The sequence below is a fragment of the Streptomyces vilmorinianum genome, from assembly GCF_005517195.1.
Classification (GTDB): Bacteria; Actinomycetota; Actinomycetes; order Streptomycetales; family Streptomycetaceae; genus Streptomyces; species Streptomyces vilmorinianum.
The window spans coordinates 4,181,961-4,195,925 of record NZ_CP040244.1; the positions used below are offsets into that span (position 1 = coordinate 4,181,961).

Annotated in this window: 10 protein-coding genes and 3 pseudogenes; 11 read left to right on the plus strand and 2 right to left on the minus strand. The window is 73.1% G+C overall.

The features are described 5' to 3' along the window. Window positions 1-66: 66 nt before the first annotated feature. Both FDM97_RS19560 and FDM97_RS19565 read right to left on the minus strand, forming a co-directional pair. Complete coding sequence (locus FDM97_RS19560) at window positions 67-801, minus strand: phosphatase PAP2 family protein (protein WP_137991680.1); 735 nt, start codon at window positions 799-801, stop codon at window positions 67-69. Between the two features lie 6 nt (window positions 802-807). Further along, entirely contained in the window at window positions 808-1,749 is a 942-nt protein-coding gene (locus tag FDM97_RS19565) for an alpha/beta hydrolase (protein ID WP_137991681.1), read from the minus strand. Between the two features lie 252 nt (window positions 1,750-2,001). On the opposite strand from FDM97_RS19565, the gene FDM97_RS19570 reads away from it, so the two are divergent. The 11 genes and pseudogenes from FDM97_RS19570 to FDM97_RS19615 form a co-directional block, all read left to right on the plus strand. Further along, complete coding sequence (locus tag FDM97_RS19570) at window positions 2,002-2,478, plus strand: ATP-binding protein (protein ID WP_137991682.1); 477 nt, start codon at window positions 2,002-2,004, stop codon at window positions 2,476-2,478. Between the two features lie 101 nt (window positions 2,479-2,579). Then, window positions 2,580-4,190, plus strand: a pseudogene (locus tag FDM97_RS19575) (AMP-binding protein); the annotation flags it as partial. A gap of 93 nt (window positions 4,191-4,283) precedes the next feature. Continuing rightward, window positions 4,284-4,640, plus strand: a pseudogene (locus FDM97_RS36490) (acyl-CoA thioesterase); the annotation flags it as partial. After that, complete coding sequence (locus tag FDM97_RS19580) at window positions 4,631-7,054, plus strand: bifunctional salicylyl-CoA 5-hydroxylase/oxidoreductase (RefSeq protein WP_137991683.1); 2,424 nt, start codon at window positions 4,631-4,633, stop codon at window positions 7,052-7,054. The pseudogene FDM97_RS36490 and the gene FDM97_RS19580, both read left to right, overlap by 10 nt. Before the next feature lie 13 nt (window positions 7,055-7,067). After that, on the plus strand, window positions 7,068-8,162 hold the full coding sequence (locus tag FDM97_RS19585; protein ID WP_137991684.1) for a carbon-nitrogen hydrolase family protein: 1,095 nt from the start codon (window positions 7,068-7,070) through the stop codon (window positions 8,160-8,162). Then, on the plus strand, window positions 8,159-9,274 hold the full coding sequence (locus FDM97_RS19590; protein ID WP_137991685.1) for a cupin domain-containing protein: 1,116 nt from the start codon (window positions 8,159-8,161) through the stop codon (window positions 9,272-9,274). Before FDM97_RS19585 ends, FDM97_RS19590 begins: the two co-directional genes overlap by 4 nt. A 16-nt stretch (window positions 9,275-9,290) precedes the next feature. Continuing rightward, window positions 9,291-10,223, plus strand: coding sequence for a fumarylacetoacetate hydrolase family protein (locus tag FDM97_RS19595; RefSeq protein WP_137991686.1), 933 nt, complete (start codon window positions 9,291-9,293; stop codon window positions 10,221-10,223). 87 nt (window positions 10,224-10,310) lie between these two features. Continuing rightward, window positions 10,311-11,033: a maleate cis-trans isomerase family protein gene (locus tag FDM97_RS19600; protein ID WP_137994915.1), complete on the plus strand. Its 723-nt coding sequence runs from the start codon at window positions 10,311-10,313 to the stop codon at window positions 11,031-11,033. Between the two features lie 70 nt (window positions 11,034-11,103). Further along, window positions 11,104-11,946, plus strand: coding sequence for a PaaX family transcriptional regulator (locus FDM97_RS19605; protein WP_137991687.1), 843 nt, complete (start codon window positions 11,104-11,106; stop codon window positions 11,944-11,946). Between the two features lie 179 nt (window positions 11,947-12,125). Then, window positions 12,126-13,223, plus strand: a complete 1,098-nt coding sequence (locus FDM97_RS19610; RefSeq protein ID WP_137991688.1) for a baeRF2 domain-containing protein — start codon at window positions 12,126-12,128, stop codon at window positions 13,221-13,223. Between the two features lie 126 nt (window positions 13,224-13,349). Beyond that, window positions 13,350-13,961: pseudogene (locus FDM97_RS19615) on the plus strand (protein-L-isoaspartate(D-aspartate) O-methyltransferase); the annotation flags it as partial. Window positions 13,962-13,965 lie beyond the last annotated feature (4 nt).

The window sequence follows — 13,965 nt, forward strand, 5'->3', positions numbered from 1 at the left end:
GCCCCGGCCCGCTCGACGCGGAGAGGCCCCGGGAGAGCGCGACTCCCGGGGCCTCCCGCACTCACCTCAACCGCGTGCGGCCGGTGACGGCTCGGCCGGTGACCGCACGGCCGGTGACGGCTCGGCCCGTGGCAGCCCCTCGCCCGCGGCGGAACCGCGTTCCTCCCGGGCGAGTACGGGCATGAAGGCGCGCCACAGCAGCAGCGCCGCCCCCGCCCCGGCCGCCGCGCCCGCGACGGTGTCGCTGAGCCAGTGCGCGTGCAGCCAGGTACGGCTCCACATCATGGCCAGCGTGAACAGCGTGCCCGCGCACCACCAGACCCGCCGCCGGGCCGCCGGCACCAGCAGGGCGCCGGCCAGGACCACGAGCATCGCCGCCCCGGCCGCGTGGCCGGAGGGGAACGAGCCGTGGTCCACGCGGACCAGCGGGTTGTCCGGGCGCGGCCGGTCCACCAGGTGCTTGAGGCCCTGGACGACCAGCGCGCTCGCCCCGACGTAGGTGACGAGCAGGCAGCACACCGACCACCAGCGCCTGCGGACCAGCAGGAAGACCAGGAATCCGAGGGGCACGACCACGCCCAGGGGGCCGCCGAACCAGTCGAGGAAGGTGGCCGCCGCGGCGGGGACGCCCGCGTGCGGGCCGCCCATCCAGCCCAGCCAGCGCTCGTCCAGGGCCTGGAACGGCGGGTGCCCCGCGTCCGCGTGGACGAGCACCGCGAGCAGGGCCGTGACACCGGTCAGCAGCAGACCGAGCGGCAGCACGCCTGCGGTTCGACGCGCGGGAACAGGGTTCTCGGACATCGCGCCTCAGGCTCTCAGGTGGCGGGCGAGGAACTCGACGCTCGCGGTGACGATCGGGGCGATGTCCGGGGAGCCCAGGAAGATGTGGTCGGCATCCTCCACGGGCCGCAGTGTGGACTCGCCGCCCGCCGCCCGCAGCGCCGCGTCGAGCGCCTCGCTCTGGCTGTACGGGACCAGCCCGTCCTGCGTTCCGTGGATCAGCAGGAACGGCGGGAGGCCGGCGCCCGGCACGGCGTACGTCACCGGGCTCGCCGCGCGGGCCAGCGCGGGCCGCTCCTCCTGCGTGCCGCCGAGCAGCGCGTCGTACGGGTCGGGAAACTCCGCCCCCGGCGGCATCGGCGGCATGGGGTGCTCGCGTACGGAGACCAGGTCGGACACGCCGTACCAGTCGACGACGGCGCGTACCGAGGTGTCGCCCTCGCCGACGCCTTCGGTGCCCTCCAGGGCGGCGGAGTCGGGGCTGTGCGGACCGGTCAGTCCGGCGAGCGCGGCCAGGTGACCGCCGGCGGACTCGCCCCAGACGGCGATGCGGTCCGGGTCGACGCCGAAGACGTCGGCGAATGCACGGACGTATCGGATCGCGGCCTTCACGTCGTGCAGCTGCGCCGGAAACGGGGCCTCGAGGCTGTGCCGGTAGTCGATGGAGACCAGGGCCAGTCCGGCCGCGAGCACGGTGCCGTGCAGCAGCTCGGCGGGGACGGTCGGCGGCGGGTAGCGCCGGTCGCCCTCGAGCCAGCCGCCGCCGTGGATCCAGACCACGGCAGGAAGCGCCTCCTCCGAGGCGGGGACCTGGACGTCCAGCAGCCGCGGCCGGTAGCCCGGCCGGGTGGCGTAGGTGACTCCGTCGAAGCGGCGTACACCGTTCTCGGCCACCACGGGCGGCGCCGGAGCCTGGAAGGGAGGGGGCGGCCAGCTCATGTCGAGCTCGGCCGGGAGCGATTGCGTCATTGCGGCCCTCTCACAGGGGTCACGGGGGGCGGGGGCTGGGCGGTGGCGGTGGCGGATCCGGCGAGAATTCGCAACGTTTGCCCGAATTTGCTTGCGCCGACCACCGCGGCCCGGGTAACGTGTTACACGTGTAACAACGAACTCTAGCGAGATGCTTCACGCCACCACAAGGCCGTAGACCGGTGCATCTCCCGGCTCATTACACGAGCAACTCCAGCAGCAGCCGCTCCGCAGGCCCCTCAGGAGCCCGCCATGCTCACCGTCGGCACCCCTCCCCCCTCCGCCTCCGCCCCCACGGCCTCCCGCCGCACGCCCGGCCGCCGCCTCGTGCGCTGGACCTCCCGGCCCACCGCCCCGTGCGTCCCGCTGATCCGGGCCCGCGTGGCCGCCGCGCTCACCGCCTGGGGCATCTCCGGCGACCTCGCGGACACCCTGCTGCTGACCGTCGCCGAACTGGTCGGCAACGCGGTGCGCCATGCCGCGCCCCTCACCGACCGGCTGCACGTCACGGTGGCCGCCGGCGGCGGACGCCTGCGCCTGGAGGTCGAGGACGGCGACCCGACCCCGCCTCCTCTCGACCTCGCGGCGACCACGGAGGTCGACCCGGACGCCGAGAGCGGTCGCGGGCTGCTGATCGTCGGTCTGCTCGTGGCGGAGGCGCACGGCCAACTGACCGTCAGAGCCCATCAGTTCGGCAAGACCGTGCGGGTGTGCGTGCCGGTCGCCTGAGAGAGTCGACTCCCATCCGTTATCGCGAATTATTGACGGCCGCCATTTTATCGAGATACTTGCTCCATCCTCCCCGCTGCCCCAGATCGAGGTGCCGCCCCATGGAGCTCTCCCCGTCCGCACACACGGATTCCTTCTGCCGAGACCGGCTTCCCCCCTTCGACCTCTGGCCCGAACTCCACTTCGACCTCCCGGAGTTGCAGTACCCGGACCGACTCAACTGCGCCGCCCGCCTCCTCGACGAAGCCGTCGAGCGCTGGGGCGGCGACCGCCCCTGCCTGCTGACCCCCGACGACCGCTGGACCTACGCCGAGCTGCGGCTGCGCGCCGACCAGGTCGCCCAGGTGCTGACCGAGGACTTCGGCCTGGTGCCCGGCAATCGCGTCCTGCTGCGCGGCCCCAACACCCCCTGGCTGGTCGCCGCCTGGTTCGGCGTCCTCAAGGCGGGCTGCGTGGCCGTCACCACCATGCCGCTGCTGCGCGCCGGCGAACTCGCCGAACTGCACGACATCAGCCGGCCGTCGCTCGCCCTCTGCGACCACCGGCACGTCGACGAACTCGACCGGGCCCACACCCCCGGACTCCCCGTCCTCACCTTCGGCGGCCCCGCCGACACGGACCTGACCGCCCGCTGCGCGGCCAAGGACGGCCGCTTCGCCACCGTGGCCACCGCCGCCGACGACGTCGCCCTGATCGCCTTCACCTCCGGTACGACCGGACGCCCCAAGGCCACCCTGCACTTCCACCGGGACGTCCTGGCCAACGCCGACACGTTCTCGCGGCACGTCCTCAAGCCCCGCCAGGACGACGTGTTCGCCGGCACCCCGCCGCTCGCCTTCACCTTCGGACTCGGCGGACTCGTCGTCTTCCCGCTCTCCGTGGGTGCCTCGACCCTCCTGATCGACCAGGCCACACCGGTACAACTGGCCGATCTCATAGCCGAGTTCGGCGTCACCGTGCTGTTCACCGCGCCCACCGCCTACCGGGCGATCCTGGCCGCGGGGGCGGTCGACCGGCTTGCCGGCCTGCGCCGCTGCGTGTCCGCCGGAGAGGCACTGCCCGCCGCGGTGTGGGAGGAGTTCCACGCCGCCACCGGGCTGCGCATCATCGACGGCATCGGCGCCACCGAGATGCTCCACGTGTTCATCTCCGCCGCCGACGAGGACATCCGGCCCGGTTCCACCGGCAGGCCCGTGCCCGGCTACCGGGCCATGGTGGTGGACGAACACGGGGACCCCGTCCCCGACGGACAGCCCGGGCTCCTCGCCGTCACCGGCCCCACCGGCTGCCGCTACCTCTCCGATCCGCGCCAGACCAGCTACGTCCGGGGCGGCTGGAACGTCACCGGCGACACCTACATCCGCGACGCCGACGGCTACTTCTGGTACGTCGCGCGCAGTGACGACATGATCGTCTCCTCCGGCTACAACATCGCCGGGCCCGAGGTCGAGAAGGCCCTGGCCGGCCACCCCGATGTGGAGGAGTGCGGCGTCGTCGGCGCCCCTGACGACTCGCGCGGCATGGTGGTCAAGGCGTACGTCGTCCTCCGCCCCGGAGTCACCGGCGACGAGGCGACCGTCAAGGCGCTCCAGAAGCATGTCAAGGCGGTCATCGCGCCGTACAAGTACCCGCGCGCCATCGAGTTCGTCGCCGAGCTGCCGCGGACGAGCACCGGCAAGCTCCAGCGCGCCGAACTGCGCAGACGGGCCGCGGGCCGGCTGCCGAGCATCGCCGTGGAGCGCCGCGTCGAATGGTGCGACACGGACGCGGCCGGCCACTACCACTTCTCCACCGTCGTGCGGTGGGCCGAGGCGGCCGAGGCCGCCCTGCTGCGCAGCCTGGGCCTCGACCACCTCTTCGGCTCCACTCCGCGCGTGCACTTCGAAGCGGACTTCAGGGCCCGGCTGTGGTTCGGCGAGAAGGTCCGCACCGAACTCCGGGTCGCCAGGATCGGCCGGGCCTCGCTCCACTACGACTTCACCGTCCACGGCGCGTCGGATGCGGTCGCCGCCACCGGCCGCATGGTCGTCGCCCACTCCGCCGCCCGCGCCACCGGAACCGAGCCCTGGCCCGACGACGTACGCGAGGTCCTGCGCTCGGCCGGCCCTCAGCCCCCGGAACTCTTCACCCTCGCACCCGCAGGAGGTACGCCGTGCGCGTAGCAGTCATCGGAGGCGGGCCCGGCGGGCTGTACTTCGCGGCCCTGGCCAAGCAGCTCTCCCCGCGATGGGAGGTCACGGTCTGGGAGCGCAACGCCCCGGACGACACCTTCGGGTTCGGCGTGGTGTTCTCGGACGAGACGCTCGACGGGATCGCCCAGGCCGACCCCGAGACCTTCGCCGCGATGTCGGCGGAGTTCGCCCGCTGGACCGACATCGACGTCCACTACAAGGGCCAGGTCCTCACCTCCGGCGGGCACGGCTTCGCCGCCATCGGCCGCAAGCGGCTGCTGCAGATCCTGCAGGAGCGCTGCGCCGCCCTCGGCGTGGACGTCCGCTATCGCACCCAGGCCCCGCCGGCCGCCGAACTCGCCGCCTCCCACGACCTGGTGGTGGCCGGGGACGGCGTACGGTCGGCGACCCGTGCCGCGTACGCCGACAGCTTCGGCCCCGACCTCGACGAGCGGCACTGCCGGTACATGTGGCTGGCCACCGACAAGGTCCTGGAGGCCTTCACCTTCATCGTCTCCGAGCACGACTTCGGCACGGTGCAGGTCCATGCCTACCCCTTCGACGCCACGCGCTCCACCTTCATCGTGGAGATGGACGAGGGGGCGTGGCGGCGCGCGGGCTTCGATGTCCGCGCCGCCGCCGACCTGCCGCCGGGGGCCGGCGACGAGGAGAGCGTCCGGCGCTGCGAGGAGCTGCTCGCCGAGCATCTCGACGGCCACCGGCTGATCCCCAACAACTCCCGCTGGATCCGCTTCACCACCGTCCGCAACCGCAGCTGGCGGCACGGCAACGTGGTGCTGCTCGGGGACGCGGCCCACACCGCGCACTTCTCCATCGGCTCCGGCACGAAGCTCGCCATGGAGGACGCCCTCGCGCTGGCCGCCTGCCTGCACGAGAACCCGGACGTGGCCGGCGCGCTGGCGGCGTACGAGAGCGAGCGCAAGCCGGTGGTGGAATCGACCCAGCGCGCGGCCCAGGCCAGTCTCGAGTGGTTCGAGGACGTCGGCCGCTACACGGGCCAGGAGCCGCACCAGTTCGCCTTCAACCTGCTGACCCGCAGCCGCCGCGTCACCTACGACAACCTGCGGGTCCGCGACGACCGGTTCACCGCCGCCGTCCTCTCCCGGCACGAGAACGGCCCCGCCACGGCCGTCACCCCAGCCCTCACCCCGTCCCTCACCCCAGCCGTCACCCCGGCCGGGCCGGCCGTGCCCCCGATGTTCCGCCCCTTCCGGCTGGGCGGGCTGCGGCTGCGCAACCGGGTCGTCGTACCGCCGCTGGCCCTCTACACGGCGAAGGACGGGCTCCCCGGCGACTTCGACCTGGTGCACCTCAGCACCCAGGCCCTGGGCGGCGCCGGCCTGCTCCTCGCCGGGATGACCGCCGTCAGCGCCGACGGCCGGGCCACCCCCGGCTGCCCCGGCCTCTACACCGACGAACAGGAGGCCGCCTGGCGACGGATCACCGACTTCGTGCACGGTCAGTCGGACACCTGCCTCGGCATCCAGCTCACCCACGCGGGCCGCCGCGCCGCCACCCGCACTCCCCGCCCGGACGGTACGTCGCCGCCGCTCACCGGCGCCGACGCCTGGCCGCTGGTCGCCGCCTCGCCCCTCGCCTGGGACGCGGACAGCGCGGTCCCGCGCGAGGCCACCCGCTCGGACCTGGAGCGCATCCGCCGCGACTTCGTACGGGCCGCCGAACGGGCCCACCGCGCGGGCTTCGACGTCCTGGAACTCCAGTACGGCCACGGCCACTTGATGTCCGGGTTCCTCTCCCCTCTCACCAACCTGCGCACGGACTCCTACGGCGGCGACCTGACCGGCCGGCTGCGCTTCCCGCTGGAGGTGCTGCGCGCGGTACGGGCGGTCTGGCCGGCCGGCAAGGCGCTGCTCGTACGGATCTCCGCCACCGACTGGGCCGAGGGCGGCACGACCGGGACCGATGCCGTGGCGATCGCCCGAGCCCTGGCCGAGGCGGGCGCGGACGCGGTGGACGTCTCCACCGGCGAGGTCGTGGCCCACCAGCGGCCGCGCTACGGGCGCAGCTACCAGACCCCGTACGCCGACCTCGTCCGCAACGCCACCGGCGTCCCTGTCATCGCGGTCGGCGCGATCTCCACGTACGACGACGTGAACTCGATCATCCTGGCCGGCCGCGCCGACCTGTGCGCCGTGGGCCGCGCCCAGTTGCACGACCCGCTGTGGACCCTGCACGCCGCCGCGGCCCAGGGCTACCACGGCCCGGCCGCCCCCTGGGCGCCGTCCTGGAAGCAGGGCAGCGGCCGCCCGCCCGGCGCCAGGACCGACCGCGTCCCCCCGCGCCTGGAACTCCTGCGCGCCCCCGCCACGCCCGTGCACCAGCGCTGGCAACAGCCGCGCCCCGCGGCCGCACCGGCCCACTGAACCGGAGGACTCCATGCAACGCGACCGACAACCGGCGGACGGCGACCCGCCCCGCTTCACCACGGACGGCGACCCGCCCCGCTTCACCACGGACGGCGACCTGCCCCGCTTCACCGCGGCCGCCGTCCAGGCCGCACCCGTCTACCTCGACCCCGCGGCGACCGTCGACAAGGCCGTCGCCCTGATCGCGGAGGCCGCGGGCAACGGCGCCCGACTGGTCGTCTTCCCCGAGGTTTTCGTCCCCGGATACCCGTACTGGAACTGGACCATGAACCCGGTCGAGGGCTCGCCCTGGTTCGAGCGCCTGCGGCGCGCCTCGATCGACGTCCCGGGGCCGCACGTCGACACCTTGCGTGCCGCGGCGCGCCAGTACGGCGTCGTCCTCGTCATCGGCGTCAACGAGCGCGCCGCGCACAGTCTCGGCGTCCTCTACAACACGCTGCTCACCATCGGGCCCGACGGCGAACTCCTCGGCATCCACCGCAAACTGGTGCCCACGTGGGCGGAGAAGCTCACCTGGACCGGCGGTGACGGCAGCTCCCTGCGGGTCCACCGCACCCCCGTCGGCCCGCTCGGCGCCCTCGCCTGCGGCGAGAACACCAACACGCTGGCCCGCTTCACCCTGCTCGCCCAGGGCGAACTCGTCCATGCCTCCTGCTACATCGCCCTGCCCGTGGCCCCCGCCGACTACGACATGGCGGAGGCGATCGCGGTGCGCACCGCCGCCCACAGCTTCGAGGGCAAGGTGTTCTCGATCGTGGCGTGTTCGACCATCTCCCCGGAGATCGTCGACACCCTCGCCGGGGACGACGAGGAACTGCGCAAGCGGTTCACCCGGCCCCGCAGCGCCCTGTCGGGCATCTTCGGCCCGGACGGCCGTCCCGTCACCGAACCGCTCGTCGACGACGAGGGGATCGTCTACGCCGAGATCGACCTCGCCCGCTGCGTCCAGCCCAAGCAGATGCACGACATCGTCGGCCACTACAACCGCTTCGACATCTTCCGGCTCGAGGTCGACAACCGCCCCCGCACACCCGTGACCTTCACGGCCCCGCCGCCCCCCGTCCAGGCCACCGCCCCCGCCCCCGCCCCTGAGGAGGACGTATGAACCCCGAGCAGGACGACACCGCACTGGGCCGTGCCCGCGTGACCGACACCGCCGAACTCACCGCGTACTACGGGGAATTGGAGGCCCTGGAAGCCGGCGCCCTGTGGACCGTCGCCAACGACATCGAACCCTGGTACCCGCAGCCCAGGTCCGTGCCCGTCCTGTGGCGCTACGCCGAGCTGCGCCCGCTGGTCCGCAAGGCCCTCGACCTCGTCAAGGCCGACGACGCCGGGCGACGCGTGGTGATGCTCGTCAACCCCGGCCGCAGGGACGTCAGCGCCGCCGCCGGACTGCTGTACACCGGCCTGCAGATCATGGGCCCGGGTGAGGCCATGACGGCTCACCGCCACCAGGCGGCCGCCCTGCGCTTCGTCCACGAGGGCACCGGTGCCTGGACCATCGTGGACGGCCAGAAGCTCAAGGTCGGTCCGCGTGACTTCGCCATCACCCCGAACGGCACCTGGCACGAGCACGGCAACGACGCCGAGGACGGGCCCGTCATCTGGCAGGACGGACTGGACATCCCGCTGGTCAACGCCTTGGACGCGGGCTTCTACGAGGTCCACCCGGAGCTGTACCAGACCCCCGGCAAGGTCATCAACTCCTCGGTCCTGACGTACGGCGCGAGCCTTCTGCCGTACGGGGCGGAGAAGTGGACCCGGCCCTACTCGCCGCTGCTCGCCTACCCCTGGGAGCCCACGTACGAGGCGCTCCTGAACCTCGCGAAGGCCGGCGAGGGATCCCCGTACGACGGAGTGATCGCGGAGTACACCAACCCGGTCACGGGCGGATCGGTGATGCCGACCATGGGCGCGCACATGCAGCTCCTGCGCCCCGGTCAGGCCACCCTGGCCCACCGCCACACCGGCTCGGTCGTCTACACCGTCGCCAAGGGGCGGGGCGTGTCGGTGATCGCGGGGCAGCGCTTCGGCTGGCAGGAGGGCGACATCTTCTGCGTACCGTCCTGGGCCTGGCACGAGCACCGCAACCTCGACGAGTCCGAGGACGCCTGCCTGTTCTCCTTCGACGACTTCCCGGTCATGCGCTCGCTCGGCTTCCACCGCGAAGAGGCCTACGCCGACAACGGCGGCCACCAGCCCACCCACGCCTGACCCACGAGGAGCCCCCATGCGCCTGCTCACCTTCACCACCGCCACCACCGGCGACACCGCCACCACCGGCGACACCACGGACCGGCTGGGCGCCGAGGCCGACGGCCTGGTGTTCGACCTCGCCGTCCTGGCCGCCCACGCGGACGTGCGACTCCCGCACGACCTGCTCTCGTTCATCCAGGCCGGCGCCGAGGCCCAGGAGACCGCCCGCCGGCTCCTGGACACGGATCCCGCAGGCCTTCCGGCCGGTGCGGTCCACCGGCTCGAAGACGTCACGCTCCGTGCCCCGCTGCGCCCCGGGAAGATCATCGGTGTCGGGCTCAACTACGTCGAACACGTCGAGGAGTCGAGCCGCAGCCTCGACACCGACAAGGCCCTGCCGTCCCGCGCCGTGCTCTTCGGCAAGCCCGCCACCGCCGTCACCGGCCCCGGCGCGCCGATCCTGCACAACGCGGACCTGACGACCCAGCTCGACTGGGAGTGCGAACTCGCCGTGGTCATCGGCCGCAGGGCCTTCCGCGTCAGCGAGGAGGAGGCGTACGGGCACGTCTTCGGCTACAGCATCGTCAACGACATCAGCGCCCGCGACCAGCGCCGCTCCGGCCAGTGGTTCTTCTCCAAGGGCCAGGACTCGTACGCGCCCTTCGGCCCGGCCGTGGTCACCGCCGACGAGATCCCCGACCCGATGGACCTGGACCTGTCGCTGCGCGTCAACGGCGTGACCAAGCAGAAGTCCAACACCCGGCACATGCTCTTCTCCATCGCCGCGCTCATCGCCGACATCAGCTCCGGCATGACCCTGGAACCGGGAGACGTCATCGCCACGGGCTCCCCGTCCGGCGTCGGCGCGGGCATGGTCCCGCCGCAGTTCCTCTCCCCCGGCGACACCGTCGAGGCGACCGTCGAGCGCATCGGCACCCTGACCAACCCCGTCGTCGACGCCCGCTGAGCCCCGCCGGCGCCCGTACCCCAGGAGTACCCCGTGTCCCACCGCACCTTCCGCATCGGCCAGATCGTCCCCAGCTCCAACGTCACGATGGAGACCGAGATCCCGGCCGTCCTGCGGGCCCGCGAGACCATCGCCCCCGAACGCTTCACCTTCCACTCCAGCCGGATGCGCATGACCCATGTGACCCCCGAGCAGCTCAAGGCCATGGACGCCGACTCCGACCGGTGCGCCGTGGAGCTCTCCGACGCCCGCGTCGACGTCCTCGGCTACGCCTGCCTGGTCGCCATCATGAGCATGGGCCTGGGCTACCACCGCACGTCCGAGGAGCGCCTGCGCACCCGGACGGCCGAGAACGGAGCCCCGGCCCCCGTCGTCACCAGCGCGGGCGCCCTGGTCCACGGCCTGCACACGCTCGGCGCGAAGAAGATCGCCCTGATCGCCCCCTACATGCGGCCCCTGACGAGGACGGTCGTGGACTACCTCACCCACGAGGGCATCGAGGTCCTCGACTACACGGCGCTGGAGATCCCCGACAACCTCGACGTGGCCGCGCACGACCCGGCGAAGCTCCCCGGCCTCGCCCGCGCCCTCGACCACTCCGACGCGGACGCCGTCGTGCTCTCCGCCTGCGTGCAGATGCCCTCCCTCGGGGCATTGGAGGACGCCGAGCAGCTCCTCGGGAAGCCGGTGGTCTCCGCGGCGGTGTGCACCGCCCACCAGATGCTGCGCGCCCTGGACCTCCCGGCCGTCGCCCCCGGCGCCGGCCACCTGCTCTCCGGCGCGTACGCGGAGGCGCCGCTGCCCCACTGACTCGTGGGAGCCCGGAGGATCCCGGAGGAGGGCTGGATATGATCGCGGCCGCGCACAACGGAAGGCGATCATGTCGGACAGCCCCCTCAGGCCCAGCTCGTTGATCAACACGGTCTACGGAGCGTTTCTGCGCCGCCTCGGCGGCTGGATCTCCATCGCGGACCTGATCACGCTGATGTCCGAGCTGGACGTCGACGGACCGGCGGTGCGCTCGGCGATCTCCCGGCTCAAGAAGAAGGGCGTCCTGGAACCCGAGCGCCGGGGCGCCACCGGCTACCGCCTCAGCCCGTCGGTCCTCCCGGTCTTCGACGAGGGCGATCGGCGCATCTTCGGCAGCCTGGAGGCCGCGGACCTGGCCGACGGCTGGGCGATGGCGGTCTTCTCCGTGCCCGAGTCGGAGCGCTCGCACCGCTACCAGCTGCGCACCCGGCTGACCTGGCTCGGCTTCGGCAACATCGCGCCGGGTGTGTGGCTGGCTCCCGCCCGGCTGCTCGACGACGCCCGCGCCATGCTGGAGCGGCTCGGGCTGAGCTCGTACGTCCATCTGTTCTCGGCGGACTACGCCGCGTTCAGCGACCTGACCCACACGGTCAGCACCTGGTGGGACTTCCCGGCCGTCCAGAAGCAGTACGCGCAGTTCACCGAGCGCTACGAGCCCGTCGCCGAGGACCTGGCCGGACGGCCGGCGGTACGGGGCGGGCTCGCGGACGCCGAGGCGTTCCGCCACTATGTGCCGATGCTCACGCAGTGGCGCCGCCTGCCGTACCTCGACCCCGGCCTGCCCACGGAGCTCCTGCCGTCCGACTGGGACGCGGTCGCCGCCCGCCGGCTGTTCCAGCAGCTCCACTCCGTCCTCGCCGAGCCGAGCCTTCGCCACGTCGCGCGGATGACGGACCACGCGACGGCAGGCTGATACTGCTCTACACTTCCAGGCATACCGCCCCGGTGGACTCCCCCGTGCCACCGGGGCGGTTCTGTGTCCGCAGGTCCTCTCCTGCCGGCCGGGGGCGACCGCGACACCGCCGAGGGTCTCCATCGCCCTCCGGGGCGCGCCATCATCGAAGGTGAGGAGACCACCGACGAGGAGTGGCGATGAGGCTGTCGTTCCTTGAGCCCCTCTACGCGGAGCCGGGCCCGTACGCCTCCGTGTACCTGGACACCTCCCGGGACGTCGAGCATCCCGAGCGGGCGATCGGCCTGCGCTGGCAGCGGCTCCGCGAGAGCCTGTCCCGTCAGGGCGCGGACCGGGCGCTCCTGAACGTCCTGGAGGACGTGGTCGGTGCCGATACGGAGGTCCCGGGGGTGCACGGGCAGGCCCTGTTCGCCGCGCACGGCACGCTCGTCCTGGACGGGGAGCTGCCCCGGCCGCCCGAGCACGACTCCGCGCGCTACAGCACCCTGCCGGACGCGATGCCCCTGGTCACCCAGCACGTTCCGGAGATCCCCTACATGGCCGTGGTCGTCCACTACGGCGGCCTTCCGACCGCCGAGACCCACGGCTGGGTGACGCTGGAGGCGGAGACCGGCACCTGGCCCGCGTCCGCCGTCACCCCGGGTGAGCGGCTGCACCGCAGGGTCGCGGTGGCGACCTGGCACCGTACCGCCCTGCGGCTCGGTCACCGGCTGGACGAGCGGGCGCGGCGCGCCCATGCCGACGCCGTCGTCGTGGGCGGGGACGAGTGGGCGTGCAACGTACTGATCCGCCGCCTGCCGCACGCCCTGCGGGACAAGGTCGTACGCGTGGGCGGCCCGACCCCCACCGACACCGGACGCGCCCTCCTGGAGCCGCAGCTCGACGGCCTCTTGCGGGGCCGCATGGCCGCGCACGACCGGGAACTGGTGGACGTCTTCATCAGCCGGCGCGCCCTGGACGGAGCCATGACGGAGGGGCTGGCCGCCACCGTCGCCGCCCTCCAGCGCGGCCAGGTCGCGGCACTGCTCCTGAACCGGCCGCCCGGGTCCTCGCTACGGCTCTGGACGGGCTCCCGGCCCACCCAGCTCGCGCTGAACGAGGCGGAGCTGGTGTCCTTCGGCGTGCGGGCCCCGCGCGAGGAGCGCGCCGACGAGGCCCTTGTCCGTGCTCTCGTCGGCACCGGCGCCGAGCTGGTCGTCGTACCGGAGAGCGAGCTGAGGCTGTACGAGGGCGTGGGCGCCCTGCTGCGGTACACCGACCCTGGCACCCCGTCGTGACGGCGGCGGATGAGGCACATGGACAGGAGCAGAAGCGGGAGCGGCCCGGAACGGACGGCCATGACCACCACCACGACCACGGCCCCGCGGTCCGATGGCCCGTGAAGGGATCCCGAGGACCTCGTCCGCGCGGCACGCGCCATGGGCGTGACCGACGACCGTCTCCTGGAGGCCGTACGGAGCATCCCCCGGGCGGACTTCGTCCGCGCGGACGAGGTGGCGTCCGCGTACTGGGACGTGCCCGTTCCGCTCCCCCACGGGCAGGTGACCACCCAGCCCTCGCTGGTCGCCATGATGGTCGCCGCGCTCGGCCTCACCGGGGACGAACAGGTTCTGGAGGTCGGGACCGGGTACGGCTGGCAGACCGCGCTGCTGGCCCGGCTGGCCGCGAACGTCGTCAGCGTCGAGCGCTGGCCCGACCTGGTCGACGAGGCCCGCCTGCGGCTGGCCGGGCAGGGCGTCGGCAATGCCGAGGTCGTGCTCGGCGACGGGACCCTCGGGGTGCCGGGCCGCGCCCCGTACGACGCCGTCGTCGTCTGCGCGGCCTTCCCGCAGGTGCCGGAGCCGCTCGTGGAGCAGCTCCGCGCCGGCGGCCGGCTCGTCCAGCCGATCGGGCGGGGCGGGCAGGAGCACGTCGAGCTGTACGAGCGGCAGGCCGGCGGCCTGGCGCACCGCGGGACGGTCACCGCGGCCCGGTTCGTCCGGCTGTACGGCGTCCACGGCTACGACCAGGGGTGACGCG

Excerpts from the sequence above, each read along its gene's own strand:
- FDM97_RS19585 (WP_137991684.1), top strand. The coding sequence starts at position 7,068 with ATGCAACGCGACCGACAACCGGCGGACGGCGACCCGCCCCGCTTCACC.
- FDM97_RS19605 (WP_137991687.1), top strand. The coding sequence starts at position 11,104 with ATGTCGGACAGCCCCCTCAGGCCCAGCTCGTTGATCAACACGGTCTAC.
- FDM97_RS19565 (WP_137991681.1), bottom strand. The coding sequence starts at position 1,749 with ATGACGCAATCGCTCCCGGCCGAGCTCGACATGAGCTGGCCGCCCCCT.
- FDM97_RS19600 (WP_137994915.1), top strand. The coding sequence starts at position 10,311 with ATGGAGACCGAGATCCCGGCCGTCCTGCGGGCCCGCGAGACCATCGCC.
- FDM97_RS19570 (WP_137991682.1), top strand. The coding sequence starts at position 2,002 with ATGCTCACCGTCGGCACCCCTCCCCCCTCCGCCTCCGCCCCCACGGCC.
- FDM97_RS19560 (WP_137991680.1), bottom strand. The coding sequence starts at position 801 with ATGTCCGAGAACCCTGTTCCCGCGCGTCGAACCGCAGGCGTGCTGCCG.
- FDM97_RS19595 (WP_137991686.1), top strand. The coding sequence starts at position 9,291 with ATGCGCCTGCTCACCTTCACCACCGCCACCACCGGCGACACCGCCACC.
- FDM97_RS19590 (WP_137991685.1), top strand. The coding sequence starts at position 8,159 with ATGAACCCCGAGCAGGACGACACCGCACTGGGCCGTGCCCGCGTGACC.
- FDM97_RS19610 (WP_137991688.1), top strand. The coding sequence starts at position 12,126 with ATGAGGCTGTCGTTCCTTGAGCCCCTCTACGCGGAGCCGGGCCCGTAC.